Here is a 24,599-nt window from a genome sequence, read left to right as displayed (position 1 = left end):
GGAAATATATGGGAATTAAAACGTATAGGCCGATAACACCGGGAATGCGCCAATGGCAGAGCCTGGATTATTCGGATCTTACCAAACACACCGCACCGGAAAAATCCCTTACCACGGGCCGTCCGGAAAAAGCGGGCCGTGACTCTCACGGACGTATCAGCGTCTGGCATAAGGGCGGCGGTCACAAGCGGCTTTACCGGACCATTGACTTTAAGCGGGATAAGATTGGCATACCCGGAAAGGTTGTCACCCTTGAATATGATCCCAACCGGAGCGCCAATATTGCTCTGATTAACTATATTGACGGCGAAAAGCGTTACATCCTTGCCCCCAAGGGCTTGGTGATCGGCGCAGCAATCCTGAGCGGCCCCGAAGCGCCCATCGAAGCAGGTAATGCTCTGCCCCTGGAGAACATTCCCCTGGGCTTTACGGTACACAACATTGAACTTACCCTGGGCCGGGGCGGCCAGATGGCCCGTTCCGCCGGTTCCAGCGCGCTTATTGCCGCCAAGGAAGGGGATTATGTTACCCTCAAGCTGCCTTCCGGTGAGATGCGCATGGTCTTCAAGAAGTGCTATGCCACCGTTGGTACCGTGGGCAACGAGGATCACATGAACGTGCAGCTCGGTAAAGCGGGCCGCAAACGCTGGCTGGGTGTGCGCCCTACGGTTCGTGGTATGGCCATGAACCCGGTGGATCACCCCCACGGAGGCGGTGAAGGAAAGAACAAGGGTATTCATCCGGTCAGCCCCTGGGGACAACCCACCAAGGGATTTAAGACCCGGAATAAACATAAGCCTTCATCCCGGTTTATCGTAAGCCGTGGTAAAAAGAAATAGGAGAAACGGGTGTCAAGATCCATTAAGAAGGGGCCCTTTATAGAGAAGAGCCTTTATAAGAAAGTACTGGACATGAGTAAAGCCGGGGACCGGAGAATGATTAAAACTTATTCCCGTTGTTCTACCATCATCCCTGAAATGGTCGGGGGGACTATTTCGGTGTATAACGGCAAGACCTGGGTTCCCGTGTATATCACGGAAAACCTGGTTGGTCATAAGTTGGGTGAATTCTCCCCCACCCGGATTTTCCGGGGTCATGCGGGTTCGGATAAGAAAGCCTCCAAGGGGTAGATGATATATGGAAACAAAGCAAGTAAAGTCCGGTTACCGGGCCATATCAAGATTCCTTCTCGCATCTCCCTTTAAGGTGCGGCCCGTGGCGGATCTGATTCGCCGCAAACCATACCCCGAGGCCATGTCGGTGTTGGAGAATATACCCCACAAGGGCGCCCGGCTGCTCCGCAAGACGGTGAAGTCCGCAGCGTCGAACGCTTTGAGCGCCAACAAGCAGCTTGACGAGGATATGCTCTACATTAAGGAAGTGTTGATTAACGAAGGCCCCCGGATGAAGCGGATTTGGTTCCGTGCAAGGGGCCGGGCGGATATGCTTCTGAAGAGGATGTGCCACATAACGGTGGTGATTGACGAGACAAATAAGGCGGGGGAATAAATGGGACAGAAAGTTAATCCTATTGGATTGCGGATTGGCATCAATAGAACGTGGTCTTCCCGGTGGTATGTAGATCCGAAGGAGTACGCCGACACCCTGCATGAAGACCTCCGGCTCCGCAAGTTTATTGTCAATATGAACGAAACCAAGGGTTCGGATATTGCGGAACTGGAAATCATACGGCACCCCCAACGTATCACTATCGTGATACACACCGCCCGGCCGGGGGTTATTATCGGCATCAAGGGCGCCAATATCGAAAAGATCGGTGCGGAGCTCCAGAAACACGTTAACAAGAAGATCCAGATAAAGATCAAGGAAGTCCGGAACGCAGATAACAATGCCCAGATTGTGGCCCAGAATATTGCCCGTCAGCTTTTAGCCCGGGGCAGTTTCCGCCGGACCATGAAGCAGGCCATCAGCAATGCTATCAAGAAGGGCAATGCTCAGGGCGTAAAGGTACGGCTTTCCGGTCGTCTCGGCGGCGCGGAAATGTCCCGTACGGAGGAATCTAAGGAAGGGCGTATCCCTCTGCACACGCTGCGGGCGGATATCGACTACGGTTTTGCGGAAGCCCACACCACTTTCGGCGCCATTGGCGTGAAGGTTTGGGTATATAACGGTATGAAATACGGCAAGGAACAGAAAGAAGACGCGGGTGTCCTTGTCCGGAAGCGGCAGCGCGACCGCGCCCCTGCGAGGAGTTAGTTATGTTAAGTCCTAAGCGTGTTAAACACCGAAAGGTGCAGCGCGGCAATATGCCTGGGAACGCTACCCGGGGGAACACCGTGGCTTTTGGGGAATTTGCCCTGGTTGCCATGGATCGTATGTGGATCACCAACCGGCAGATTGAAGCTGCCCGTATCGCCATGAACCGGCACGTAAAGCGGGGCGGAAAACTGTGGATCCGGATTTATCCGGATAAGCCCTATTCCAAGAAACCTGCGGAAACCCGCATGGGTAAGGGAAAAGGCGCTCCGGAATATTGGGTCGCGGTGGTAAAACCCGGGACGGTTATGTTCGAGCTTGGGGGCATCGAAAGGAGTCTGGCGGAGGAAGCCATGAACCTGGCGGGAGCGAAGCTTCCGATTAAAACTAAGTTTGTTGCCCGCTCGGATCTTGAGCTTGGCGCGTAGGAAGTAGGAACAGGGTATGAAAAATTCTTTTAAGAATTTAAGTTTCGCCGAGCTTAAGGCTAAGCGGGATGAGCTTAATAGAAAGTATATGGAACTCCGGTTCCAGGTGGTTATTGGCCATGTGGAAAATCCGCTTCAGAAGCGCACCATGCGGCGTCAAATCGCCCGGCTTAACACTATGATTCGGGTGCAGGAGATTGGGCAGGCAAAGGCTGCGCTGAAAGAAGCTGTGGCGGCAAAGGCCTAAGGAGTAGATGATGTCAGATCAGGAACTTACGGCATCGGCGGAGCCTAAGGCCGAAAGTGGGAAAAAAGAGTTTGTGGGGGTCGTTAAGAGCGACAAGATGGATAAGACCATCGTTGTTGCGGTGGTTACCAAGACCCTGCATCCGCTGTACAAAAAGTATATTACCCGGACTAAGAAAGTTAAGGCTCATGATGAAACCAATGATGCTAAAATCGGAGACCGGGTGCGGGTTGTTGAATGTCGTCCTGTCAGCAAGGAAAAATGCTGGAAACTTGCGGCGGTTCTGGAACGGGCGCGCTAAGGGAGTATGAGAAATGATCCAGGTGGAGTCTTACCTGAATGTGGCCGACAATTCAGGCGCCAAGGTTGTGCAGTGTATTAAGGTACTTGGCGGTTCCAAACGGAAATACGCAAGTATCGGCGATACAATAGTAGTTGCGGTAAAGGATGCCCTGCCGACATCTACTATAAAGAAGGGTTCCGTCGAAAAGGCGGTGGTGGTACGTACACACAAAGAGTACCGTCGGCCCGATGGTACCTATATTCGATTCGATGATAATGCTTGTGTCATTATTGATGCGAATCTGAATCCCAAGGGCAAACGTATTTTCGGGCCCGTGGCACGAGAACTGCGGGAGAAGGACTACATGAAGATTGTGTCCCTCGCTCCCGAGGTACTTTAGGAGTTAGGTATGGCTGAAGCAGTGAAACATGCAACGAAGTTCCCTTCGCATAAATTCAAGTTGAAGAAGGATGATACGGTCCAGATCATTGCCGGTAAAGATAAGGGCAAGAGCGGACGGATCCTTAAGATCCTCCGGGCTAAGGATCGGATCGTCGTGGAAGGGGCCAACATTGTTAAGAAGGCCCAGAAGCGGCGGAACCAGCAGGATCGGGGGGGGATTGTGGAAATAGAAGCGGCGATCCACAGCAGTAATGTGCAGATCGTCTGTAAAAAATGCGGACCTACCCGGATAGGGTATAAGATCAACGGGGATACAAAAACCCGGGTCTGCAGAAAGTGCGGAGAGGCGTTATAATGAAGAACTACGAACCGCGGCTTAAGAAGATTTATAAGGATCAGATTGCCCCGGAACTTTTCAAAGAGTTTGGCTATAAATCGCCCATGCAAACACCGAAGCTTGACAAGATTATTGTCAGCATGGGAGTAGGCGTGGCTCTTCAGAATAAGAAGTTCCTGGATGCGGCCATCGACGATCTTACCCTCATCACCGGCCAGAAAGCGGTGAAGACCAAGGCTCGCAAGAGTATTGCTAACTTCAAGATCCGGGAAGGCCAGGAAATCGGCGCCAAGGTAACCCTGCGGGGAGCCATGATGTACGAGTTTTTGGACCGGTTGGTGAATGTAGCTCTCCCCCGGGTTAAGGACTTCCGAGGTGTGAATCAGAATGCCTTTGACGGTCATGGAAATTATTCCCTCGGTATCACCGAGCAGATTATTTTTCCGGAGATCGATTTTGATAAAATAGAAAGGGTATCGGGACTGAACATCGCCATCGTCACCACGGCGAAGACTGACGCGGAGGCAAAGGCCTTCCTCGCCAAGTTCGGCATGCCCTTTAGGAAGTGAGGTATACATGGCAAGAAAAGCGATGATTATAAAGGCGTTGCGGACGCCTAAGTATAAGACGAGAAAAGTTAATAGATGCCGTATCTGCGGAAGAGCCAGGGGCTATCTGCGGAAATACGAAATGTGCCGCCTTTGCTTCCGCAAGTTAGCAAGCGAAGGGCTCATCCCCGGCGTCACCAAATCCAGTTGGTAAGGTAGGAGAAAAGGATGAGCGTTTCTGATCCCGTTGCGGATATGCTGACCAAAATCCGGAATGCCGGAATGGCAAAGCATGAAAAGGTTGATATCCCTACCTCAAAGCTAAAACTTGAGATTGTCAAGATTTTAAAAACAGAAGGGTATATCAAGAATTTTAAGAAGGTTAACCAGGAGGGTGCTAACACTATCCGGGTGTTCCTTAAGTATGATGATCTAACCAGTCCGGTTATTCATGGTATTGAGAAGGTCTCTAAACCAGGCCGCCGGGTGTATACCGGTTATAAGGGCATGCCCCGGGTATATAACGGTTACGGCACCCTCATTGTCTCAACATCCATGGGGGTAACCACCGGCAAGAAGGCCGCCGAAAAGAAAGTCGGCGGAGAAATCATCTGTACCGTTTGGTAAGAGGAAAAATATGTCGCGTATTGGAAGAATACCGGTTACGGTTCCTGCGGGGGTAAAGATCAGTTTCCAGGATGAGCAAATCATCGTGGAAGGCCCTAAGGGAAAATTAACCCAGAAGTACCACCCGGTGATCACCTTTGAAACAAAAGGTAGTGCCATTCAGGTGGAGAGAACTAACGAAGAAAAGCAGACCAAGTCTTTTCATGGCCTGTACCGCAATTTGCTGAACAACATGGTCATCGGAGTGTCTACGGGCTTTACCCGTTCCCTGATCATTACCGGGGTTGGGTACCGTGCAGAAGTTCATGGAAATTTGCTGACCATGAACCTTGGTTACTCCAACGAAGTTCTGGTGGGCATACCCGAGGGGCTTGCGGTGGTATCGGAACCGAACGGTAAACTTACGATAAGCGGTATCGATAAACAGCGGGTAGGCGAGTTTGCCTCCCAGATTCGGAAGCTCCGGCTCCCTGAACCCTATAAGGGTAAGGGTATCCGGTATGAGGATGAACAGATCAGAAGGAAAGTCGGTAAGTCCGGCGTGAAATGAGAATCCTAAGAGGAAAGTGAAAATGCTGCGAAAAATGGTCGAGAAAGACAGAAAACGGATTAAGCGGAAGGTTCATATCCGCAAGCGCGTCGCCGGCACCGCCGATCGGCCGCGGATGAGTGTAAGCCGGAGCAATAGGTCCCTGTCCATCCAGATTATTGATGACGTTAAGGGACATACCCTGGTTTCTGCTTCCACGCTGGAAAAGGAACTGCGAAGTATTAAGGCCAATGTGGAAGGCGCTGCGCAGTTGGGAGAAGTAATGGGAAAACGGCTTCTTGAGAAAAATATCAAGGCTGTTGTTTTTGATAGAAATGGTTATCTGTATCATGGTTTGGTAAAAGCCATGGCCGATGGCGCCCGGAAAGCCGGGATAGAATTTTAGGGGGCGGAATGGAACATTCACGGGACAGGGATCGGAATCGGGACCGGGATCCTGCGGACAAGGAATTTATCGAAAAGCTGGTAAAGCTGAACCGTACCGCCAAGGTTGTGAAGGGCGGACGTCGTTTTTCCTTTTCCGCCCTTTCGGTGGTCGGTGACAGGAAAGGCAACGTGGGTTACGGTTTTGGTAAGGCCAACGATGTGTCTGAAGCTATCCGCAAGAGCATTGATAAGGCTAAGCGGAACATGGTCAAGCTGCCCATTAAGAACGGAACCATCCCCCATGAGATCCAGGGTTTGTTCAAGGCTTCCCGGGTCCTCTTAAAACCCGCCTGTTCCGGAACCGGTATTATTGCCGGTGGTCCGGTACGGGCTATTATGGAAGCCGGCGGGGTTACGGATGTGCTCAGCAAGTCTATCGGCGCTTCCAGCCAGTATAATGTGGTCAAGGCTACTTTTAACTGTATTAGCCGTATGATGGACGCCAAAGCGGTGTCCAAGAACCGGGGTAAGTCCCTGAATGAGCTGTGGGGTTAAGGTATGGCAAAAAAGATTAGAATCCGCCTGACGCGCAGCGTCATTGGCTCCCTTCCCAAGCAGCGGGCTACGGTCCGGTCTCTGGGGTTGCGGAAGGTAGGATCCGTTTCCGAGCAGGAAGCAAATCCCGTGATTTTGGGAATGGTGAAAGTCGTTTCCCATTTGGTCACGGTGGAAGAGGTTCCAAGCGCCTAAGACGTTTGGAATTCGTAGTTTTTCGAAGAAAAACTACAAGGAGAAGGTATGCACGATTTTGATTTACACGCCCCTGAAGGCGCTAACAAAAAGAAACGCATCATCGGCAGGGGCCAGGGTTCCGGAAGGGGAACTACCGCCGGTAAGGGCAATAAGGGACAGCAGTCTCGTTCCGGTGGAAAGACTTACTTGGGCTTTGAAGGCGGTCAGATGCCTCTGTACCGGCGGCTGGCGCACCGGGGATTTTCTAACTACCCTTTTAAGAAGACCGTTCAGGTGGTAAATCTGGTGGAAATCGAAAAACGGTACGAGAACGGGGAAACTGTTGAGCCCGGTACTTTGCTCGTCAAGGGCTTGGTTAAGGGCGCCAATCCGGTGAAGATCCTCGGCGATGGTGATCTCACCAAGAAACTCAGCTTTAAGCTTGTTGCTGTTTCCGCTTCCGCAAAAGAGAAGATAGAGAAGGTCGGCGGAACCGTTGTTTCCAATGAAACTGTGGGGAATGATTAATGGCTAATCCATTGGTAGGAATTTTCAGGGTAAAAGAACTTCGGGAACGTATTTTATTTACCCTGGGGATATTGGTCGTATTCCGTCTTGGGGCAGTGCTTCCCATACCGGGGATCAATGTTCGGGAATTAAACGCCTATTTCCTTTCTCAACAGAATTCGGGTAATGCTATCATAGACTACCTTGATTTCTTTGCCGGTGGCGCCTTTTCTAACTTCTCAGTGTTCATGCTGGGGATCATGCCCTATATCTCCATGTCCATCATCATGCAGCTTCTCCTTATCGTCTTCCCGAGGTTGAAGAAGATCTCCCAGGAAGAGGGGGGGAAGAAGAAGATACAGGCCTACCAGCGTCTTGGGACGGTGGTGGTTTGTCTTATCCAGTCCTTTGCGGTTACCCAGTATGCCCAGAGTATTTCCCGAACCGTAGAGAATCTCCTTAGTTTAAGGATGTTGCCCTTTACCCTTTTAGCCATGCTTACGGTTACCACGGGGACTATGTTTCTTATGTGGATGGGGGAGCAGATCACCAAACGGGGTATCGGGAACGGTATTTCCCTGCTGATCTTTGCCGGTATCGTAGCCCGGCTCCCCAATGCATTGTGGGAGCTTGTTGGCCGCGTACGGAACGGAGACCTTAACCTGGTTTTTGTAATCGTAGTCTTTGTGATGTTCGTAGCCGTGGTAGCCCTGGTCATTTTTGAGCAGCAAGGCCAGCGGAAAATACCGGTCCATTATGCCAAGCGGGTGGTAGGCAGGAGGATGTACGGCGCCCAGAATACTTACATTCCCTTTAAGATTAATCCTTCCGGGGTTATTCCGGTAATCTTCGCCTCCTCGATCCTCACCTTCCCCCTCCAAATAGCCTCTACTATTGGGGGTAATGTGGCCTGGCTCGCAGCGGTTTCCCGGGTTTTGAGTCCCCGTGGTACCCTGTACAATATACTGTATGTATTGCTCATCATTTTTTTCGCCTATTTTTATACCCAGGTAAGCTTGAATCCCATAGAGATTGCCAAGAATATCCGGGAAAATGGCGGTTCTATACCGGGAATCCGGACTGATAAAATTGAGGAGTATCTTACAAAGATACTGAACCGGATTGTGCTCCCCGGTTCCCTGTATCTGGCGATAATCGCGGTACTTCCTACTATCATACAGCATCTGTTCAATTTTCCGTCATCAATTTCATACCTGATGGGAGGTACTTCCTTGTTAATCCTGGTAGGGGTTGATCTGGATACCATGAGCCAGGTGGAAGCGCTTTTAAAGATGCACCACCACGAAGGCTTAACCAAGCGGGGCCGTTTACGGGGCCGGAATTTGTAGTTAGGTTGACGAATTATAACAAATTCGTTTTAATGGATTTTACCCTAAGATTAGATCCTGGGGTTTTAAGGGAGAATGCAGGATGAAAGTCCGAACCAGTGTTAAGCCGATTTGCGATAAATGCAAGGTGATTAAGCGGAATGGTATTGTTCGTATCATTTGTCAGAACCCTAAGCATAAACAAAAGCAAGGCTAGGAGTAGTTATGGCACGTATAGCGGGGGTTGACCTCCCGAATAAGCATGTTAACATCGCGTTGACCTATATCTTTGGAGTTGGTAGGTCCAGCGCTGATGATATTTGCGCCAAGGCAAAGATCGATCCCCTGCGGCTGATTAACGACCTGTCCCAGGAAGAGCTGAACGAACTGCGACAGTTCATTGAAAATGACTATAAGGTCGAAGGTCGGCTGCGTACTGAAATCGCCCTTAATATCAAGCGGCTTATGGATATCGGCTGTTATCGGGGCCTGCGGCACCGCAAGGGCTTACCCCTGCGTGGACAGAGGACCCGGACTAACGCCCGTACCCGGAAGGGTAAGAAGAAGACCGTGGCCGGGAAGAAGAAGTAATGTTCAAATATAGCGGAGGAAAGAGTGGCTGCTAATACGAAGAAGCGGAAAGAGAAGAAGTCCGTTTATGAGGGAAACGTATATATCCAAGCTACGTTTAACAATACCATTGTGACCATCACCGATCTGATGGGTAATGCTATTTCCTGGGCTAGTTCCGGCGGTTTAGGCTTCCGGGGTGCAAAAAAATCTACCCCCTTTGCCGCACAAACCGTTACGGAAACGGCGGCTTCGAAAGCCCTTCAGGTGGGCCTTCGGGAAGTACATGTATACATAAAAGGGCCCGGTATTGGACGGGAATCGGCGATTCGCCAACTCGGCGCGCTGGGTATTAAGGTAAGGTCTATTAATGACGTTACTCCAATTCCGCATAATGGCTGTCGGCCGCGGAAAACACGGCGCATTTGAGGGAGGTTTAGGAAACATGGCAAGATATACCGGGCCGGTTTGTCGGCTTTGTCGAGCAGAACAGAATAAATTGATGCTTAAGGGGGATCGCTGTAAGAGTGATAGGTGCCCGATCAATAAAAAACGGCCTGCGCCGGGGAAGGATCCAAAAGCTAGGGCGGGGAAACGTTCTGATTATGGAGTTCAACTTCGGGAAAAACAGAAGCTTAAAAGAATCTACGGTATGCAGGAAGGGCAGTTCAGTCTCTTCTTTGAGCGGGCACTCCGTATGCCCGGCATTACCGGTGAGAATTTGTTTGTATTACTGGAACGCAGATTGGACAACGTGGTGTATCGGCTGCGTTTTGCGGTAAGCCGGAGTCAGGCCCGTCAATTCGTTTTGCACGGGCATGTGGCGGTTAACGGCAAACGGGTTAACGTCCCATCATTTTTGGTGCGTCCCGAGGATGTGGTGGAGATTAAGGAAAAGAGCAGAAATCTGGTGGTTGTAAAGGAAGCCCTTAAGGAATTCGGCAAGGCTGGGGTGATGCCCTGGTTGCAGCTTGATCCGGATGAAATGAAGGGAAAGTTCCTTGCTTCTCCGCGCCGCAGTGACATTACCGATTTGGCGGACATCAAAGAACAGATGATCGTCGAATTGTATTCAAAATAAGGAGTTCCCATGGCCCGTAAGAACCTGCTTAAAGGATTCAAACGCCCGAAAGGTATCACCTTTGAGCATGGTGAGCTTAAACCGAATTACGGAAAGTTCATCGCTGCTCCTTTCGAACCGGGATTCGGTACGACTGTGGGCAATACCTTGCGAAGGGTCCTTCTTTCCGCAATTCAGGGTTACGCAATCACGGCGGTTAAGATTACTTCGTATGATGCCGAGGGGGTTGCCCACAGTGTTTCCAGTGAATTTGAGACCATTCCGAATATTGTTGAGGATACCCTGGAAGTTATCAATAACCTCAAACAGATTCGGCTCAAGCTTCCCCAGGATATTGAGCAGGATATACTCCTCTACGAATGGTCCGGAAAAGGTGAGATAAAAAGTGATGATTTTGAGCGTACTGGTCAGATAGAAGTACTGAGCGTTGGTCAACATATCATGACCCTCATGGATGACGCCCGTCTTGAGTTTGAAGTACAGATCGATCTTGGCCGGGGTTACATTCCTTCGGAGGTGAATGAGCGCTATGTGGATGTGATTGGTACTATCCCCATGGACGCGATTTTCTCCCCCGTAAAGAAAGTAAAGTTTTCGGTGGAGCCCACCCGGGTGGGGCAGCGCAGCGATTATGACAAACTGATTCTTGAGATATGGACATACGGAACCATCAAACCCGATGATGCTCTGGCAGAAGCTGCAAAGATAGCTAAGGATCATTTTTCTGTTTTTATTAACTTTGATGAAAACAACCTGGGGCTTGACGAGGATTTGGATGAGGACGATGAACGGATTCGACAGATCCTCAACACCCCGGTAGAGGAACTGGAACTTTCGGTCCGGTCGTCCAACTGTCTTAAGAATGCAAACATTAAAACCATTGGGGAATTAACCCGGAAAACCGAGGATGATATCGCCAAGACCCGTAACTTCGGGAAGAAGTCCCTTCAGGAGATTAAAGAAAAGCTCAAGGAGTGGAATCTGAATTTTGGCATAACCGATATCAATGTGTTGAAGAATGCGGTTAAAATAGCCCCCCATAAGGAAGAAGAAGATGAATCATAGAAGCGGCTTTAATCCCCTTGAACGGATGGCGGCCAGCCGGAAGGCGCTGCACCGCAGTATGGTAGGCTCTCTTTTCCGCTACGAGCGGATTAGGACTACCAAGGCCAAGGCTTTGGAAATCCGCCGAAGTGCGGAAAAACTTATCACCCGGGCCAAGATTGATTCGGTCCACAACCGGCGCATTGTTTCTGCACGGCTGTACGACGAAGGCATTGTGGCTAAGCTCTTTACCGATATTGCCCTGCGCATGAAGGAAAGGCCCGGCGGGTATACCCGGATCATCAAGCTGGGGGAACGTTTGGGGGATGCTGCGGATGTGGTTATCCTTGAGCTGGTGGACTATAAGCTGGACATTGAGGGTACCACGGATAAAAAAGCCAAGAAGGCTGATGCGAAAAAGGCCGACGCCTCTGATGCCAAGGGAAAAAAGACCGACGGAAAGAAGGACAGCGCAAAGGGCGCCGCTAAGACTACTGCCGCTAAGGGCAAAGCTAAGGCGCCGAGAAAAACCGCTCCGGCGGCTAAGTAAGGGAGAAGTACATGTCTAAAGCACATAGAGGTAAGGGCATTCGGGAGCTTGCTGCCCGTGGTCGGGGAACCTGTCCGGTTTGTTCCAGGGAAAACACAAAGATTCTCTACGAACAGGAAGTAGGGGAGGGTGATACTAAAACTAAGATCAAAATTTGTAAAACCTGCAAAGCCGCTTTAAAACACGGCAAGAAAACTGTGCCCCAGCAGGCGTAAATAATCCTATCCATAAAAGAAAAATAAAACCGCAAAAGTGAATAATTCTATTCGCCTTTGCGGTTTAACTTTTTTAAATATTATTTATGCCCGAAGGGCTAATTCTTCTTCCGTCTCATCGCTTAATAAAGTGTTCACATCGGCTTCGTAGTCCACCCCCGCAACATCAAAGCCGTGGATTTCCATGAAGTCGTGTTTGAAACCGGCGAGGTCCGTTGTTTCGAAGATGTTTGCTTCCGTGACCTTGGCCATCTGAGCTGAGGTTTCCTTTTGGACATCATCGCGCATCTCCCAGTCGTCGATTCTGATCCGGCCTTCGCTGTCCACCGGGACCTTCCCGGGATTCTGGGCTGTTTCCGGGGTGTAGAGTCGGTCCCGGTAGAGCCGGACTATCTGTTCAATACAGCCTTCATGGAGGCCCTTTGCCTTCATTACCTTAAAAAGACAGGCGATATAGAAGGGGATGATGGGGATAACCGAGCTGGATCGGGTTACCAGGGCTTTGTTTACCGATATCCATGCCGCACCGCCGGAAGCCGCAAGCTTTTGATTGATAATACGGCCGGCCCGTTCCAGGTCTTCCTTGGCCCGGCCTATGGTACCATTCTTGTAGATATCCCAGGAGAGTTCCGGCCCCAGGTAGGTATAGGCTACGGTTCGTACCGTGGGTGAGAGGACTCCCTCTTTTCCCAGGGCTTCGATCCATAGCTCCCAGTCTTCGCCGCCCATAACCTTTACGGTACCGGCAATTTCCTCTTCGGTGGCGGGTTCGGCGCTGACTTCCCGGATCTGGGCGGTGAGCATGTTGATAGTTTTTCCCGAGTAAGCGTTGACCGTGGGTTTGATCACCGAGCGGTGCATGATACCGGTTTTAGGATCCACCCGGACCGGGGAGGCCAGGGAATAGATGATAAGGTCAACCTTGGGGGCAATCCCTGCCCGGCGGGCTGCTTCCCGGATAGCCTCGGCGGTATCCGCCTTCATGGAGTCAGAGAAGGCGTCTCCGTCCAGTGTGATGGCGATCAGGTCTGCCTTATCCGCTTCCGCTTCAAAGACCCGGTTGTTGTACCAGCCCGGGGTGCCGGGTTTGGTTGCGGAAGCGGCCTTTTCGAAGGAGACACCCACGGTAGCGGCGCCATACCCGAAGGCGGCGGAGATCCTGCTGGCCAAGCCGTAACCGGTGGAACAGCCTACCACTAAAACCAATTTCGGCGCTCCCTGGGGAGCATTTATTTCTTCCGGTTCCCTGCCTTCGGCAAGGGTATTCTTTACAAACTCAATTTGGTTTTTTACTGCCTGAGCGCATCCTGTAGGGTGGCTGTTGATACAAATGTTTTCTCTGATTAAGGGCTTAATAACCATTATTTCCTCCTGGAATTAGTTGCATGACAATATTCAATATTTTGTCATACTTAAAGGATAGCGATGTGGGTGGAAATGTCAATAGATTAGGTGACAAATATTCGAAATTTGTCGTGAAATATGTTTTTTCTGTAATTAATCGGCAAAGACGGGCAGGGGGAGGGGCATCCCTGGCCGAGCACGCTTGTAGAGCCTGCTTGCGGAGCCCCTTCGGGTCTCCTCCAGCAGAGAATTCCAAAATGTGCTCGGCCAGGGATGCCCCTCCCCCCGCCCGCCATTGTCACCTAGACAATGCGCCTACGCTAAACTGGGCGGTTTCCACCCCTCAGGAAATGCACCAAACTTAGTTTGGTGGTCCCGGCGCCGGAAGATGTACAAAACTTAGTTAAGTAGCTCCGGCGCCGGTGTGGGCTGGGATTCCCTGCCTACACCGCGGCAGACAAACTCCACCCGCTAAACTTAGTTAGATAGTTACGGCGTCGGACGATATGCCAAGCTTAGTTAAGTAGCTCCGGCGCCGGTGTGGGCTGGGATTCCCTGCCTACACCGCGGCAAACAAACTCCACCCGCTAAACTTAGTTAAGTAGCTCCGGCGCTGGACGATATGCCAAACTTAGTTTGGCCAAGCTTAGTTAGGCGCCTCCGGCTCCCGGGAAATACGCTCAAACACAGGTTATGCGTACAGGCGCCGGTGGGGGAGGGGGCGGGGGAGCCCCGCTGCGGGATATTCTGGAATTCCCTGCTGGAGGAGACCCGAAGGGGCTCCGCAAGCAGATTCTACAGGCATCCCGCAGTGGGGATTCCCCGCCCCCTCCCCCACCGGCGTATTTCCGATCTGCCTGGATCGATGTTCCGAGCGTATTTCCCGGGAGGGGCTAGTCCTTCGGTCTGGTGTAGAAATGGCCGTTTAGCTGCTCTGTCCGTATCACGTTGATAAAGGCGCCATGGTCGAGCTTTTCTATGGCGGTAATCAGGGGGGCGGTTTCGTAGGCGGAGACCACCGAATAGAGGAGGGTGCGTTCGGCTTGACCAAAATAGCCAAAGCCTTTGAAAGAGGTGGCGGCGTGGTTGGTCCGTTCTTTGATCAGGGTGTATACCTCGTCGGGCTTGTTCGTAATTATGAGCAGGGTTTTTTGCTGGTAACCGTGGTAGAGGGAGGATAGGCCCATGGTGGTGGCAAACTGGAAAATAATCGAATATAGGGCCTTGTCAAGGCTGAAAAGCCAGGCTGCTATGGCCAGAATGACGCAGTTTCCCGCAAAAATGTAGTTCCAGGTTTCCTTGTGGTACTTTTCGGATATAAATATGGCGATAAAGTCGGTGCCTCCGCTGGTGGCGTCCGCATAGAGACAGAGGCTGATGCCTACGGCGTTAAGGATGCCCCCAAAAACGGCTGAAAGCAGGATGTCGTGGAGCTGCAGGAAATCGATGAACATCCTGGGCATCCAGTCGGTGAGGAAACCGCTTACCACAATTACCAGTACCGAATACAGGGCGAACTTCTTTCCAACATACTTAAAACAAATGGCCGCGGGTATGGCGTTGAACCCGATGTAGACAAAACTAAAGGGTATTTCCACACCCCAGAAGCGGCTGCCTATCTGCTGGATCAGGATAGTGATGCCGGTAAAGCCCCCGGGGATAAGGCCCCCGGCGTGAACAAAAGTATTGATATTAAAGGCCATCAGAATAGAGCCTAGAAGCAAAAGGAGGATGCGTTTTACGGTGTAGCGGGCACTTTCGCCTGAGATCATATACCTATACTATCGGTATACCGGCCTCTTTCGCAAGGGAATCCAGGAATTCAGTGGTGGCATCATCAATAAAAACCCCTTCTTTTAAGGATTTTGCCCGGGACTCCGCTTCCTTCTCGCCGTGGATGTAGATCCGCTCCTGGCCGGCGGCCTTTTCGCCCACACGGATATCCCGGAGTATGTCCCCCACATGGTCCTTCAGATCTCCGCTCCGGCCAAACAGGTCCAGCCGCATGGCGCCGAAGAAGTGGGTAATCCCCGAACCCTTTCCCGGTTGGAAAGTATTGAGGCTGCTCATCCCCAGGGAGAGGCCGGAACAGAGGATCTCCACCAGCAGCGCCAGGCCGAAGCCCTTGTGGCCGCCGTTCTCTTCCCCTTCGCCCCCTAAAAAAAGGTGGCCGCCGTACTGGGGGTTTGCATAGAAGAGCTTTTCGAAGGCGGTGGCGTCGGTGGTGCCAACGCCGTTCTCGTCTACCGCCCAACCCTGGGGCATGGGCTTTTTCCGCCGGTCGTAGACTTCAACTTTGCCGTGGGCCACCGTGGCGGTAGCCATGTCCAGCAGGAAGATCCGGTCTTCCCGCTCGGGGATGGCCACCGCGATGGGATTGGTCCCCAGGACCCGTTCCCGCCCGTAGGTGGGGATACCGCAGGTCCGGGTATTGGTAAAGGCCATGCCGATCATATCCTGCCGGGCAATCTTTTCCGCCCAGAGCCCGGCTATGCCGTAGTGGTTGGAATTCCGCACCGCGCAGAAGGCTGTTCCGGACTGCTTGGCCAGCTCAATGGTTTTGTCCACACTCCATTCGGCGATGTAGGAGCCGATGCCGTCATGGCCGTCCACCACCAGGGATGAGGGGGTCTGCCAGACAAGCTCCGGTTCGGCGCCGGGTTTGGCAAAACCGCCCTGGATGTTCTTCCGGTAAAAATCCAGCCGGGATACGCCGTGGGAGGGGATGTTCCGGGCATCCGCTTCCACCAGGACCCGGGACGTAACATCCGCCTCCTTTTCGGAGTAGCCGTAACAGCGCAGTAGAACGGTTTTCGTAAAATTAACCAAATTATCGAACGTTACTGTCCTGCTCATTTTTCTTCCACCTGGGGTACCAACCGGTTCGCCGGCTCCTTGGCAAAGATAGCAAAGAGGATAAAGAGCGCGCCGCAGCCCACCCATTCCATGTAGATCAGCGCCGGCCCTATACGGAACTGGGGCAGATAGGTCCAGATCACCCAGAGCAGGAGGGAGAGCAGGACGATCCAGAAACCGCTGGCCTTTCGGTTGAGCTTATGGAAATAGATATCCGATAGAATCAGCAGGGTGAAGGAGGTGGTGATCGCCAGAGCCGTGGTAATGGTCCGCAGAATACCGACCACCGTCAGGGCGAGGAGGAAGGAGAGGAGACTTACCCCCAACACCGTCAGGCGGGAGACCAGGAGTTCATGCTCCTTTTTAATGGGCTTGGTGTAGACCTTCTTGACGATATCCTCCAGGACCAGGGTGGAACATCCCATAAGCAGGGCCACCGCAGTGGAGATATCCGCAGCCCAGAGGGAGGCTAGGAAGATCCCGCCCACAAAGGGTGAAAGCTGGGCCGCAATAGTAGGCAGGGCCATGGCCGCGTTTTCCAGGTTGGGGAACTGGGACCGGGCAATGATTCCGAACAAGGCGCAGAGGAAGCCCGCGGGAAGGATGATTAAGCCCCCGGCGAGGAACCCCCACTTGGCGGTTTTTTCATCCTTAGCGGCAAAGCTAATCTGGGCCACCGCCTGGGTAGTGATGGCCATGGTCACCATGACCGCCACATAACCCGCCACAACGGCTATCCCCAGGCCGGAAATGGGATGAAACCATGCCGCGCTTGGGGGAGGCAGGGTAAGCTTGATGACTTCCATCCCGCCGAAGACGCCGAGGGTATTAATCAGCGCCGCAATGATGCCAATGTAAATCATAACCACATTGATGATATTGGTAAGTCCGCTGGCCCAGTAACCGCCCACAACGGTAATGAATATGAAAATAAGCGCGGTGGTAATAAGCCCGCCCTGGAAGGTAAAGATATCCGGCAGCAGGGCCTTAAGAATCGAACCCCCGGCCACATACTGCAGGGCGGTAATACTAATCATCACCAGAAGCTGGTTGACCACGCTGAGAAACCGGGTCTTGGGCCCGAACATAAGGCCCATCATTTCGGGGATGGTCTTGACGCTCATCTTGCGGAAGAACTTCGCCACGAAGAGCCCCACCGCGATGCCTCCCATACCCCAGGCGGCGTTGTACCACCCGGCGGAAAACCCGGCGTTATAGGCTGTTTCAGCCACACCGACCGTGGAAGCGCCGCCCACGGCCAGGCCTACCAGCATGACACAGATGACCACCGCCGGCATATTCCGGCCCGCCAGCAAATAACTCAGCATTTTACTGCCGCTGGCTCTTTTCTGCAGTTTGGTGGACCACCAGGAAATGCCAATCAACACCACCACATACACAATAAGGATACCCAATTGAATACTCAAGTTTTTTCTCCTAATTAAGATGTTTTAAAACGATGTTTCTATATAGCGATATATTATGCAGAAAAACCATAGGGGTGTCAATCTTACGCGTTAAGAAATCAAGTTCCAAGAAAAAAAGACGCTGTCCGAATGAACAGCGTCTTTTTGGGCGATAATGGACTTGAACCATCGACCCCCTGCGTGTCGAGCAGGTGCTCTAACCAAACTGAGCTAACCGCCCGGGTACTCATCATATATAACAGAAAAATATGGCCCCTGTCAACAGAAACGACAGGGGCTTAAGAAACGAGGACGCTGGTTTTACGCCCGTTCCCGGACGGCAACATTGATTTCGATCTTACCGATGGGGCCCAGCTCCATGGGGACGATGAGGGCTTCTACCTCGCGGTTGGAGATTTCCATATTTTCACCGGTAAAGAGGGCCGGTGGGGTAAGGTCGAACTTAAAGCCCAGGTCATGGAGCTTGGTTACCGCCTGGGCGGTGATCATGTTGGCCAGCTCCTGAATGGTGGCTTTGGCAAGCTCATCCATGGTGGTGAAGGTTTCGCCGTTCATGGCGCCCGCAACACCCAGGGCGGTCTGTTTGGTCATGTCGAAGACCACCCGGCCTTCCACATCCCCCGCAAGACCTACCAGGGCTGCGACTCCCATGATGGACATGGTGGTGGATTTAAGGTACAGATCCCCCCGCTTTACGTCCGTATTAAGGACTTCCTTTAAAACACTAAAAGCGGCTTCAACAAAGGGATTGATATATTCGACTCTCATGACATACTCCTTCTTAGTTTTGCTATTATGTTCGCATAAATGCGGAAACACTGCCTTTTCCAATGGGAAGCCATTGGTTTTCCGGTAATGTCTCATTGGTCCCCAGAACAATTACCCCCCGGGTCTTTAATTTTTCGGAAAAATCACCCATGACTTTTTCCTGCTGCTGCTCATTAAAGAAGGAAAGTAAATCCCGGGCAACAATAATATCCAATTCCGGAAGGGGGTTATCGTTCAACACGTCATGGTATTCGAAGAGTATCGAATCCTTAATGGCGGGGTTGAAGCTATACCCATTCTTTCCCTTGGTCATAAAAGCCCGGCAATATTCAGGTACATCCTCCAGGTCAAAGGTCATATTCGGCGCCGATGATATGGACATGATGTCGCTATCGTTGGCCCAAATCTTGACGTGCCCATCGGGATACCGTGATTTGAGTATACACGCTAATGAATAAGTTTCATAGCCCTTTCCGCAGCCAAGGTCCCAAACCTGGATACTGTTGGAGGGCAGATCCGGCAGGACCGATTTAAGGGTATAGGCGTAGTCATCGTTCCAGAAGGTCCCGGTACCGGGGGATGTAAAGGTCTGGAGGAATTCATCGGCGTCATTGGCGTTCTTAAGCTGGATATCGCTGCCGCCGTGGGTGGTGGTCCATTCGGTAAAGCGCTTACGTATCCACATTTCGTTGAGGGGGCCGGAACTAAAATGTCTGAGGGCGCCCAGGCTTTCCTTGATAAACTCCAGGTCCGAATCCCGGGGAGCTGAAACCGGCTCGGCAGCCGCAACGCCGCCGGCCTGTGAGGCTGGGAAGAAATTGTCCGGCGCTGCGGGGGCAATGCCTTCCTGTATAGCCTGGCCCCGGGGCTTGGCCTTGTCTTCTTCGCTTTGGGTAAAGATCCGGATCACGTCCAGGATGACAAAGAGTTCCCCCTGTTTTTCCACCACGCCGCTGATGTATTTGATGTTAATATCCCCAAAAATGGGGTGTGGCGGCTGGATGGCGTCGGAATTGATCCCCACCACCCGGTCGATCTTATCCACGATGGTCCCGTATACCCGATCCTCAATACGGAGGATCAGCATATTTTCAAGACCATCCTGCTTTTTATCCACCGGAAGGTGGAAAAAGGCTCTGAGGTCCACAATGGGGATGATATCACCCCGGAGGTTGTACACCCCCCGGACAAAGGACGCGGCGTTGGGAACATAGGTGAACTTATCCGCCTTGGCGATTTCCTTGACATTCATGATATCCACCGCGTAATCCTTGCCGCCCAAGGAGAAGGTAATCATCTTGAAATCGACCGTATCCGCCCGTTCTTTCTGGGCTTGTAGCTCGGCGTTAACCTCCGCCAAATCTCTTATCACTGCCATTTTTTTCCTCGCTGTGCCGGGCTACCGGGAATAGTTTTCGCGGACACGCCGCGCTTCCATCTCCTGGTGAAGTCCCAGTTCCAAAAGCTGGCTTACGTCGATGATCAGGGAAACTGAACCGTCTCCCAGTATGGACGCTCCGGCAATTCCCGGAGAGTTGGTGAACTGATCCCGCAGGGGTTTTATAACCACGTCTTCCTCGCCGATGAGGCTGTCTACCATGAAGCCCATCTTCTTTTCCGCTGTGCCGACGATGACGATAAAGTTGTAATCCTGATGGTCCTCGGTACGTATGCCGAAGAGCCGGTTAAGCCGGAGCAGGGAGACCACATCGTTACGTATATTAAAGACTTCGTAGTTGTCGATCATCCTGATTTCTTCGGGCTTGATCCGCAGGCTTTCGATAACCGAGGTAATGGGTATGGAGTAGATTTCTTCGCCCACCCGGACCAGAAGGCCCTGGATAATTGCCAGGGTGAGGGGCAGTTTGATGAGGAACTTGGTACCCTTGCCCCTTTCGGAGGTAACCGTAACGGTTCCGTTGAGCTTTTCGATGGACCGGCGGACCACGTCCAAGCCGACCCCGCGGCCGGATATGGAGGTAATGGTCTTGGCGGTGGAGAAACCCGGTTCAAAGATGAGGTTGAAGGCTTCCACATCGGTGAGCAGCTTGTTGGGGCTGATAAGGCCCCGCTCAACCGCTTTTGCCTTGACCCCGTCCACGTCTATGCCCTTGCCGTCGTCGGATATTTCGATGACGATCATGTTCCCTTCGTTGGTTGCTTTAAGGAGGACCATTCCTTCTTCGGGCTTACCTGCGGCCCTCCGGTCTTCCTGGGACTCAATGCCGTGGTCGATGGAATTCCGCACCGAGTGCATGATCGGGTCCAGGAGGTCTTCGATGACCGACTTGTCCAGCTCGGTTTCTTCACCTTCGATAACCAGGTTGATCTTTTTATTCAGGCTCTTGGACAGGTCCCGGACTAAGCGCGGGAAGCGGCTGAAGATCTGGCTGATGGGCACCATGCGGATACGCATGACCCCTTCCTGGAGTTCCCCGGTGATACGCCCCAAGTTCTGGGAGGTGGACCGGAATTTACCCATATTGTTCTTTAGGGATGCTTCAAAGCCGTCAAAGAGGGTGAAAATATCCCCGTATTCTTCGTTGATTTCCTTGCGGACATCCTTGATGGAACGTCCTTCCTGAATACCGTCCAGATAATCCGGCAGGCTGTCGAAAAGGCCCTTAATTTTTTCCCGGTAGGCCGCCTCTATGCCGTGGAGGTCGTTAACCAGATCGCTGAACTGGTTGCTTATCTGGTTGAAGGTGGCCTTGGTGATAACCGTTTCGGATACTAAGTTGAGGAGGTCGTCGATACGCTTGGAATCGACCCGGAGTATGGACCCCGCCTCTTTCCCCGCCTTCTTGGCATCCTCACCGGCGGCGGCGGTAGCTGCGGCGGATTTGGCCGGAGCGGCGGCCGGCTCGGGAGCGGCGGCCACCACAGGAGCAGCAGCCGGTTTGGGCGCTTCGACCGGAGCGGCGGCTGCCGGAGCAGGGGCAGCGCCGGCAGCGGGGGTACTCACATCAACCACTTCCGCGGAAAGGGATACATCGGGGATGAGGACCTTTCTTTTAAGATCCTCCACCGACCTGTTACTGGCGGTATAGTATTCTACCTTGGGGTAGAAATTATCTTCGTAGAGCTGTTCAAAATCCGGTACGGTGCGGAGAACGGTGCTGTCCCCCTTGAGGGCAGCGTATACCTGGATACCGCCTACGGTATTCATCAGGCTGTTTTCGTCAAAAGCAACGGTGATCCGGTAAATCGGCATACCGCCGTCCACGGATTCCCGCAGTTCCTGCAGATCGTCTTCCGAAAGACCGCCGGCGCTTACTGCAGGAGCAGGGGCCGGAGCGGCGACTGGCGCAGGAGCAGCTGCGGGTTTGGCCTTAACCGACGAGCTTTTTTTGCCCTTGGCGCTTTCGGGGATCAGCGATTCCAGGCGGCCTTCCATTTCGGAGGTGTTCTCCTGATAGATAGCCCCTTCCATGCGCTGACCAAGCATGGCTTTGATGATATCAATGGCCGCCAGGAGGGTATCCACCACATCCTCGTTGACCACAAGTTGATCCGAACGGATGGCATCTAAAACATCCTCTACCATGTGGGTAAAATGGGATAGTTCCATCATCTCCACGGTTGCGGACCCGCCTTTCAGGGTATGGGCCGCACGGAATATTTCATCTACCGCGTCTTTATTGCCGCTTTCGTTCTCAAGAACCAGGATGTTCTGCTCCAGGGTGTCGACCTGCATTTGGGCTTCACTGAAAAAGTCCTTGAGAAGTTCTTCATTATTAGGATCCAGATAATCACTCATATAAAGCTAATGTTATACTAAAATCAGCTTACGTCAAGGGAGTAGAAACAAAAACCGCTTCTGATTCGGGAATTTTGACCGAAGAGAGGCTCAGGGTAAGGGTATCGTTCGGGGCGGTATCGCCCTTTGGGAAAAGCTGGGTTTCCAGCGCCAGAGAGGGGATCATCACCACCGCCTGGCTGCCTTTTTTTTCCATTACGATGCCCTCCCACGGGGAATCCTTCTTGTCCAGGAGGTACACCGCGGTCCAGTGAGCCCGGGATGTCCGCTCGGCCTGAACCGTGGCTGCCGCTGCCGCTTCCCCGGCGGCCAGGGCGATCAGGATTTTCTCTTCCGCCAGGGGAGCGCGATCTCGGTAAGCGCCGGTTTTGAGAAAAGCCCGTATCTGCTGGTGGGCCAGGAGGTCGGTGTAACGCCGCAGGGGGCTGGTTACCTGGGTATACTGCTCCAGACCGAGTCCCCAATGGAGACCCGGTTTGGTCGAGAGGGTCCGGGGCCGCATACAGCGGCGGAGCTGGTAGGAACCGGCCATGCCGGGGAGGGGAGAAGCGGGAAGATCCCCCGTCTCCTGGCTTACAAAGGGGAAGGGAAGATGCCGTTGGAGCGCCCACCGGGCGGCCCCTTCCCCGGCCAGGAGCATACACTCCCGGACAGTCTCCGCGGATTTATAGGTTTCTATAAGATTTATGGCTACTTTTTCTTCGTGTACGGAGATATGGGCCTCCGGAAGGTCTATCATCACCGCCCCTGCGGCGATCCGGCGCTGCAGGTTACGCTCCGCTACCCGGAAAAGCCCCGCCAGGACGGTTTCGGCGCCGACTGCGGCGTCAGCCTGGGCGTAGCTGAGGCGGGTAATGCGGACCAGGGAGGGGAAGATATCCGTTTCCAGGATGGAACCATCTTCCCCCAGGATCAACTTGAAGGTGAGGGCCGGACATGGGCTGTCGGACAGGCCCAGGGCAAAAAGCGAGAGGGCTTCGTCGGCGAGCATACGGATGGCGCCTTCGGGGAGGTAGAGGGTGGCCCCCCTACCCCGGGCTTCAATATCCGCGGGGCTGCCGGGAAGTATGGACGCCGCCGGGTCGGCGATATGGACGTAGAGGGTATCCGCCCCTCCGCCGGGATGCTTCTCCAGGGAGATAGCGTCATCAGGGTCGTTGCTCCAGGGGCTATCTATGGCATAGGCTTCAAGATGGGTCAGGTCGGTACGGGGCTCATCCGCCGGGGGAGGAGCAGGGGCAACCCTGGCTGGGCTAAGGCTGAGCCCGAATCGTTGGGGATGGGGGTTTACCCAGGGCGTCCAAACTCCAGCGGAAAACAGGAGCCGGTGAGCTTCCAGGGGGGTCTCCTGCCTGCCCAGATCCCGCAGGGTGCGGCTTTTCTCGGTGCGGCCATAGGCCAGGGCTTCCACATCCTGCAGAAAATGGCTATCCCCGGGAAGGTCCAGGGCTAAGGCCTTGAGCCGCTCCAGGAAAGCTTCCCGATCCGCCTGATCCTGCTGTTTTAAGTTCCGCCGTTCCGCGTCCGCCGCCACCGCAGCCGCATCCCGGCTGGTCAGGGCCTTAATATCGCCTGAAAAATACAGCCCTTCCTTGAGGAGCCCGTAGGCAGCCCAGGCGGATTGCGCCGTATACGCTCCGTAAGCCAGCTCCGCCAGATCACGGAGGGGAACCGTATTTCCCTGCAGCAAGTCCCAGGCGCCCTGTATATCGATATCCTCGGTTTCCCCGCCGTTGGTTCCTATGGAAAAAAGCGCCTCGATATCCGCCTGGCTGCAGGGGCCTCGGTGGAGGAATTCGATATCCTTCTCACGGACCTTGAGTTTTTCGCCACCGGCGAGGGAAATGGTTATTTTATCACCGGTTTCGGCGGACTTTAGGGCGATAACCAGGGCGGGCTTGTTTTTGTAGGCAACCAGGCTTTTTTCTGAAATCATATGAGAGAGTTTAGTACAATTTCTGAGATTTTGTAAGCGTTCGGGGGTAGTCTGGGGATGGTCTTTTTTTCGGATTAATCGGCAAAACGGGCGGAGGGAGGGGCATCCCCGGCCGAGCACGCAAGTAGAGTCTGCTTGCGGAGCCCCTTCGGGTCTCCTCCAGCAGGGAATTCCTTATGTGCTCGGTCGGGGATGCCCCTCCCTCCGCCCGCCTTTGTCACATAATAGGGGAAAGGACGGTTCCCAGGGGGTTGCATGCCTGTGCCACACGATATGGTAAAAGACGCTACGCAGAGGGGTGGGGGATATTGTATTACACTTAAAACTGATACTTCTGCGTTGCCCTTGACGGTTTAAATATGCGGGGTTTAGAGTGGTACATATATCGCTAGGTACCCTGGGTTTGTACTTTGTCGGCAAAACGGGCGTGGGGAGGGGTACACCCGTCTTCATGTGCGTGTAGAACCTGTCTCCGC

General features: G+C 52.9%; 33 protein-coding genes and 1 tRNA gene. 25 read left to right on the top strand and 9 right to left on the bottom strand.

Annotated features, from left to right (window positions below; all coding sequences use genetic code 11):
• Positions 1-8: 8 nt before the first annotated feature.
• The 25 genes from rplB to LQZ19_RS10635 all read left to right on the top strand — a co-directional run bounded on the left by rplB (position 9) and on the right by LQZ19_RS10635 (position 12,032).
• The gene (gene rplB, locus LQZ19_RS10755) at positions 9-839 is read left to right on the top strand and encodes a 50S ribosomal protein L2 (RefSeq protein WP_411047666.1); all 831 of its coding nucleotides are present in this window, start codon (positions 9-11) and stop codon (positions 837-839) included.
• 9 nt (positions 840-848) lie between these two features.
• Positions 849-1,130: a 30S ribosomal protein S19 gene (rpsS, locus tag LQZ19_RS10750; RefSeq protein ID WP_010259370.1), complete on the top strand. Its 282-nt coding sequence runs from the start codon at positions 849-851 to the stop codon at positions 1,128-1,130.
• Positions 1,131-1,137: 7 nt separating this feature from the next.
• Positions 1,138-1,509, top strand: a complete 372-nt coding sequence (gene rplV, locus LQZ19_RS10745; protein WP_411047665.1) for a 50S ribosomal protein L22 — start codon at positions 1,138-1,140, stop codon at positions 1,507-1,509.
• On the top strand, positions 1,510-2,217 hold the full coding sequence (gene rpsC, locus LQZ19_RS10740) for a 30S ribosomal protein S3 (RefSeq protein WP_010259365.1): 708 nt from the start codon (positions 1,510-1,512) through the stop codon (positions 2,215-2,217).
• Between the two features lie 2 nt (positions 2,218-2,219).
• Positions 2,220-2,645: a 50S ribosomal protein L16 gene (gene rplP, locus LQZ19_RS10735; RefSeq protein ID WP_010259362.1), complete on the top strand. Its 426-nt coding sequence runs from the start codon at positions 2,220-2,222 to the stop codon at positions 2,643-2,645.
• A 16-nt stretch (positions 2,646-2,661) separates the two neighbouring features.
• Complete coding sequence (gene rpmC, locus LQZ19_RS10730; protein WP_411047664.1) at positions 2,662-2,892, top strand: 50S ribosomal protein L29; 231 nt, start codon at positions 2,662-2,664, stop codon at positions 2,890-2,892.
• A 10-nt stretch (positions 2,893-2,902) separates the two neighbouring features.
• On the top strand, positions 2,903-3,193 hold the full coding sequence (gene rpsQ, locus LQZ19_RS10725; protein ID WP_411047674.1) for a 30S ribosomal protein S17: 291 nt from the start codon (positions 2,903-2,905) through the stop codon (positions 3,191-3,193).
• A 13-nt stretch (positions 3,194-3,206) separates the two neighbouring features.
• On the top strand, positions 3,207-3,575 hold the full coding sequence (gene rplN, locus LQZ19_RS10720) for a 50S ribosomal protein L14 (protein WP_010259355.1): 369 nt from the start codon (positions 3,207-3,209) through the stop codon (positions 3,573-3,575).
• A gap of 9 nt (positions 3,576-3,584) precedes the next feature.
• Positions 3,585-3,932 carry a 50S ribosomal protein L24 gene (gene rplX, locus LQZ19_RS10715; RefSeq protein ID WP_411047663.1) on the top strand — a complete coding sequence of 116 codons (348 nt, stop codon included), beginning with the start codon at positions 3,585-3,587 and terminating at the stop codon, positions 3,930-3,932.
• Positions 3,932-4,483 carry a 50S ribosomal protein L5 gene (rplE, locus tag LQZ19_RS10710; protein WP_411047662.1) on the top strand — a complete coding sequence of 184 codons (552 nt, stop codon included), beginning with the start codon at positions 3,932-3,934 and terminating at the stop codon, positions 4,481-4,483. The genes rplX and rplE overlap by 1 nt, the downstream gene beginning before the upstream one ends.
• 7 nt (positions 4,484-4,490) lie before the next feature.
• Positions 4,491-4,676, top strand: a complete 186-nt coding sequence (locus tag LQZ19_RS10705) for a type Z 30S ribosomal protein S14 (RefSeq protein WP_010259349.1) — start codon at positions 4,491-4,493, stop codon at positions 4,674-4,676.
• A 14-nt stretch (positions 4,677-4,690) separates the two neighbouring features.
• Positions 4,691-5,089 carry a 30S ribosomal protein S8 gene (rpsH, locus tag LQZ19_RS10700; RefSeq protein ID WP_411047661.1) on the top strand — a complete coding sequence of 133 codons (399 nt, stop codon included), beginning with the start codon at positions 4,691-4,693 and terminating at the stop codon, positions 5,087-5,089.
• 10 nt (positions 5,090-5,099) lie between these two features.
• Complete coding sequence (gene rplF, locus LQZ19_RS10695) at positions 5,100-5,639, top strand: 50S ribosomal protein L6 (protein WP_411047660.1); 540 nt, start codon at positions 5,100-5,102, stop codon at positions 5,637-5,639.
• Positions 5,640-5,661: 22 nt separating this feature from the next.
• Positions 5,662-6,024: a 50S ribosomal protein L18 gene (gene rplR / locus LQZ19_RS10690; protein ID WP_411047659.1), complete on the top strand. Its 363-nt coding sequence runs from the start codon at positions 5,662-5,664 to the stop codon at positions 6,022-6,024.
• An 8-nt stretch (positions 6,025-6,032) separates the two neighbouring features.
• Positions 6,033-6,560, top strand: a complete 528-nt coding sequence (gene rpsE / locus LQZ19_RS10685) for a 30S ribosomal protein S5 (protein WP_010259337.1) — start codon at positions 6,033-6,035, stop codon at positions 6,558-6,560.
• A 3-nt stretch (positions 6,561-6,563) separates the two neighbouring features.
• Positions 6,564-6,755 carry a 50S ribosomal protein L30 gene (gene rpmD, locus LQZ19_RS10680; RefSeq protein ID WP_411047658.1) on the top strand — a complete coding sequence of 64 codons (192 nt, stop codon included), beginning with the start codon at positions 6,564-6,566 and terminating at the stop codon, positions 6,753-6,755.
• Between the two features lie 48 nt (positions 6,756-6,803).
• Entirely contained in the window at positions 6,804-7,265 is a 462-nt protein-coding gene (gene rplO / locus LQZ19_RS10675; protein ID WP_411047657.1) for a 50S ribosomal protein L15, read from the top strand.
• On the top strand, positions 7,265-8,593 hold the full coding sequence (gene secY / locus LQZ19_RS10670) for a preprotein translocase subunit SecY (RefSeq protein WP_411047656.1): 1,329 nt from the start codon (positions 7,265-7,267) through the stop codon (positions 8,591-8,593). Before rplO ends, secY begins: the two co-directional genes overlap by 1 nt.
• An 82-nt stretch (positions 8,594-8,675) precedes the next feature.
• The gene (rpmJ, locus tag LQZ19_RS10665; RefSeq protein WP_010259325.1) at positions 8,676-8,789 is read left to right on the top strand and encodes a 50S ribosomal protein L36; all 114 of its coding nucleotides are present in this window, start codon (positions 8,676-8,678) and stop codon (positions 8,787-8,789) included.
• Positions 8,790-8,797: 8 nt separating this feature from the next.
• Positions 8,798-9,163, top strand: coding sequence for a 30S ribosomal protein S13 (rpsM, locus tag LQZ19_RS10660; RefSeq protein ID WP_411047655.1), 366 nt, complete (start codon positions 8,798-8,800; stop codon positions 9,161-9,163).
• A gap of 24 nt (positions 9,164-9,187) precedes the next feature.
• Positions 9,188-9,571 carry a 30S ribosomal protein S11 gene (rpsK, locus tag LQZ19_RS10655; RefSeq protein WP_411047654.1) on the top strand — a complete coding sequence of 128 codons (384 nt, stop codon included), beginning with the start codon at positions 9,188-9,190 and terminating at the stop codon, positions 9,569-9,571.
• A 16-nt stretch (positions 9,572-9,587) separates the two neighbouring features.
• Complete coding sequence (rpsD, locus tag LQZ19_RS10650) at positions 9,588-10,223, top strand: 30S ribosomal protein S4 (protein WP_411047653.1); 636 nt, start codon at positions 9,588-9,590, stop codon at positions 10,221-10,223.
• Between the two features lie 9 nt (positions 10,224-10,232).
• The gene (locus LQZ19_RS10645) at positions 10,233-11,288 is read left to right on the top strand and encodes a DNA-directed RNA polymerase subunit alpha (protein WP_411047652.1); all 1,056 of its coding nucleotides are present in this window, start codon (positions 10,233-10,235) and stop codon (positions 11,286-11,288) included.
• A complete protein-coding gene (gene rplQ, locus LQZ19_RS10640; protein ID WP_411047651.1) occupies positions 11,278-11,817 on the top strand; it encodes a 50S ribosomal protein L17 in 540 nt (179 codons plus the stop codon). The genes LQZ19_RS10645 and rplQ overlap by 11 nt, the downstream gene beginning before the upstream one ends.
• A gap of 11 nt (positions 11,818-11,828) precedes the next feature.
• Positions 11,829-12,032, top strand: coding sequence for a hypothetical protein (locus tag LQZ19_RS10635; RefSeq protein WP_411047650.1), 204 nt, complete (start codon positions 11,829-11,831; stop codon positions 12,030-12,032).
• An 84-nt stretch (positions 12,033-12,116) separates the two neighbouring features.
• Here LQZ19_RS10635 and fabV read toward each other — a convergent pair whose 3' ends face one another.
• The 9 genes from fabV to LQZ19_RS10590 all read right to left on the bottom strand — a co-directional run bounded on the left by fabV (position 12,117) and on the right by LQZ19_RS10590 (position 24,123).
• Positions 12,117-13,394 carry an enoyl-ACP reductase FabV gene (fabV, locus tag LQZ19_RS10630; protein ID WP_411047649.1) on the bottom strand — a complete coding sequence of 426 codons (1,278 nt, stop codon included), beginning with the start codon at positions 13,392-13,394 and terminating at the stop codon, positions 12,117-12,119.
• An 875-nt stretch (positions 13,395-14,269) separates the two neighbouring features.
• Complete coding sequence (locus LQZ19_RS10625; protein WP_411047648.1) at positions 14,270-15,148, bottom strand: YitT family protein; 879 nt, start codon at positions 15,146-15,148, stop codon at positions 14,270-14,272.
• Positions 15,149-15,152: 4 nt separating this feature from the next.
• Positions 15,153-16,232, bottom strand: a complete 1,080-nt coding sequence (locus tag LQZ19_RS10620; RefSeq protein WP_411047647.1) for an Ldh family oxidoreductase — start codon at positions 16,230-16,232, stop codon at positions 15,153-15,155.
• Complete coding sequence (locus LQZ19_RS10615; RefSeq protein ID WP_411047646.1) at positions 16,229-17,659, bottom strand: sodium:solute symporter family protein; 1,431 nt, start codon at positions 17,657-17,659, stop codon at positions 16,229-16,231. The genes LQZ19_RS10620 and LQZ19_RS10615 overlap by 4 nt, the downstream gene beginning before the upstream one ends.
• Before the next feature lie 145 nt (positions 17,660-17,804).
• A tRNA-Val gene (locus LQZ19_RS10610) sits at positions 17,805-17,879 on the bottom strand.
• A gap of 80 nt (positions 17,880-17,959) precedes the next feature.
• Positions 17,960-18,427 (bottom strand): chemotaxis protein CheX, encoded by a 468-nt coding sequence (locus LQZ19_RS10605; RefSeq protein WP_010259296.1) that lies wholly within the window; start codon positions 18,425-18,427, stop codon positions 17,960-17,962.
• A gap of 25 nt (positions 18,428-18,452) precedes the next feature.
• Positions 18,453-19,805, bottom strand: coding sequence for a CheR family methyltransferase (locus LQZ19_RS10600; protein WP_411047645.1), 1,353 nt, complete (start codon positions 19,803-19,805; stop codon positions 18,453-18,455).
• Between the two features lie 21 nt (positions 19,806-19,826).
• The gene (locus LQZ19_RS10595; protein WP_411047644.1) at positions 19,827-22,187 is read right to left on the bottom strand and encodes a chemotaxis protein CheA; all 2,361 of its coding nucleotides are present in this window, start codon (positions 22,185-22,187) and stop codon (positions 19,827-19,829) included.
• A 28-nt stretch (positions 22,188-22,215) separates the two neighbouring features.
• On the bottom strand, positions 22,216-24,123 hold the full coding sequence (locus LQZ19_RS10590; protein ID WP_411047643.1) for a ribonuclease catalytic domain-containing protein: 1,908 nt from the start codon (positions 24,121-24,123) through the stop codon (positions 22,216-22,218).
• Positions 24,124-24,599 lie beyond the last annotated feature (476 nt).

Source organism: Treponema primitia (assembly GCF_046533075.1).
GTDB lineage: Bacteria > Spirochaetota > Spirochaetia > Treponematales > Breznakiellaceae > Termitinema > Termitinema primitia_B.
The sequence above is the reverse complement of the archived record's forward strand: the minus strand, read 5'-3'. Positions and strand labels throughout refer to the sequence as shown.

What these genes read in the sequence shown, in the direction of transcription:
- rplB (WP_411047666.1), top strand. Translation starts at nt 9, where the DNA reads ATGGGAATTAAAACGTATAGGCCGATAACACCGGGAATGCGCCAATGG.
- rplV (WP_411047665.1), top strand. Translation starts at nt 1,138, where the DNA reads ATGGAAACAAAGCAAGTAAAGTCCGGTTACCGGGCCATATCAAGATTC.
- rpsC (WP_010259365.1), top strand. Translation starts at nt 1,510, where the DNA reads ATGGGACAGAAAGTTAATCCTATTGGATTGCGGATTGGCATCAATAGA.
- rplP (WP_010259362.1), top strand. Translation starts at nt 2,220, where the DNA reads ATGTTAAGTCCTAAGCGTGTTAAACACCGAAAGGTGCAGCGCGGCAAT.
- rpmC (WP_411047664.1), top strand. Translation starts at nt 2,662, where the DNA reads ATGAAAAATTCTTTTAAGAATTTAAGTTTCGCCGAGCTTAAGGCTAAG.
- rpsQ (WP_411047674.1), top strand. Translation starts at nt 2,903, where the DNA reads ATGTCAGATCAGGAACTTACGGCATCGGCGGAGCCTAAGGCCGAAAGT.
- rplN (WP_010259355.1), top strand. Translation starts at nt 3,207, where the DNA reads ATGATCCAGGTGGAGTCTTACCTGAATGTGGCCGACAATTCAGGCGCC.
- rplX (WP_411047663.1), top strand. Translation starts at nt 3,585, where the DNA reads ATGGCTGAAGCAGTGAAACATGCAACGAAGTTCCCTTCGCATAAATTC.
- rplE (WP_411047662.1), top strand. Translation starts at nt 3,932, where the DNA reads ATGAAGAACTACGAACCGCGGCTTAAGAAGATTTATAAGGATCAGATT.
- LQZ19_RS10705 (WP_010259349.1), top strand. Translation starts at nt 4,491, where the DNA reads ATGGCAAGAAAAGCGATGATTATAAAGGCGTTGCGGACGCCTAAGTAT.
- rpsH (WP_411047661.1), top strand. Translation starts at nt 4,691, where the DNA reads ATGAGCGTTTCTGATCCCGTTGCGGATATGCTGACCAAAATCCGGAAT.
- rplF (WP_411047660.1), top strand. Translation starts at nt 5,100, where the DNA reads ATGTCGCGTATTGGAAGAATACCGGTTACGGTTCCTGCGGGGGTAAAG.
- rplR (WP_411047659.1), top strand. Translation starts at nt 5,662, where the DNA reads ATGCTGCGAAAAATGGTCGAGAAAGACAGAAAACGGATTAAGCGGAAG.
- rpsE (WP_010259337.1), top strand. Translation starts at nt 6,033, where the DNA reads ATGGAACATTCACGGGACAGGGATCGGAATCGGGACCGGGATCCTGCG.
- rpmD (WP_411047658.1), top strand. Translation starts at nt 6,564, where the DNA reads ATGGCAAAAAAGATTAGAATCCGCCTGACGCGCAGCGTCATTGGCTCC.
- rplO (WP_411047657.1), top strand. Translation starts at nt 6,804, where the DNA reads ATGCACGATTTTGATTTACACGCCCCTGAAGGCGCTAACAAAAAGAAA.
- secY (WP_411047656.1), top strand. Translation starts at nt 7,265, where the DNA reads ATGGCTAATCCATTGGTAGGAATTTTCAGGGTAAAAGAACTTCGGGAA.
- rpmJ (WP_010259325.1), top strand. Translation starts at nt 8,676, where the DNA reads ATGAAAGTCCGAACCAGTGTTAAGCCGATTTGCGATAAATGCAAGGTG.
- rpsM (WP_411047655.1), top strand. Translation starts at nt 8,798, where the DNA reads ATGGCACGTATAGCGGGGGTTGACCTCCCGAATAAGCATGTTAACATC.
- rpsD (WP_411047653.1), top strand. Translation starts at nt 9,588, where the DNA reads ATGGCAAGATATACCGGGCCGGTTTGTCGGCTTTGTCGAGCAGAACAG.
- LQZ19_RS10645 (WP_411047652.1), top strand. Translation starts at nt 10,233, where the DNA reads ATGGCCCGTAAGAACCTGCTTAAAGGATTCAAACGCCCGAAAGGTATC.
- rplQ (WP_411047651.1), top strand. Translation starts at nt 11,278, where the DNA reads ATGAATCATAGAAGCGGCTTTAATCCCCTTGAACGGATGGCGGCCAGC.
- LQZ19_RS10635 (WP_411047650.1), top strand. Translation starts at nt 11,829, where the DNA reads ATGTCTAAAGCACATAGAGGTAAGGGCATTCGGGAGCTTGCTGCCCGT.
- fabV (WP_411047649.1), bottom strand. Translation starts at nt 13,394, where the DNA reads ATGGTTATTAAGCCCTTAATCAGAGAAAACATTTGTATCAACAGCCAC.
- LQZ19_RS10625 (WP_411047648.1), bottom strand. Translation starts at nt 15,148, where the DNA reads ATGATCTCAGGCGAAAGTGCCCGCTACACCGTAAAACGCATCCTCCTT.
- LQZ19_RS10620 (WP_411047647.1), bottom strand. Translation starts at nt 16,232, where the DNA reads ATGAGCAGGACAGTAACGTTCGATAATTTGGTTAATTTTACGAAAACC.
- LQZ19_RS10605 (WP_010259296.1), bottom strand. Translation starts at nt 18,427, where the DNA reads ATGAGAGTCGAATATATCAATCCCTTTGTTGAAGCCGCTTTTAGTGTT.
- LQZ19_RS10600 (WP_411047645.1), bottom strand. Translation starts at nt 19,805, where the DNA reads ATGGCAGTGATAAGAGATTTGGCGGAGGTTAACGCCGAGCTACAAGCC.
- LQZ19_RS10595 (WP_411047644.1), bottom strand. Translation starts at nt 22,187, where the DNA reads ATGAGTGATTATCTGGATCCTAATAATGAAGAACTTCTCAAGGACTTT.
- LQZ19_RS10590 (WP_411047643.1), bottom strand. Translation starts at nt 24,123, where the DNA reads ATGATTTCAGAAAAAAGCCTGGTTGCCTACAAAAACAAGCCCGCCCTG.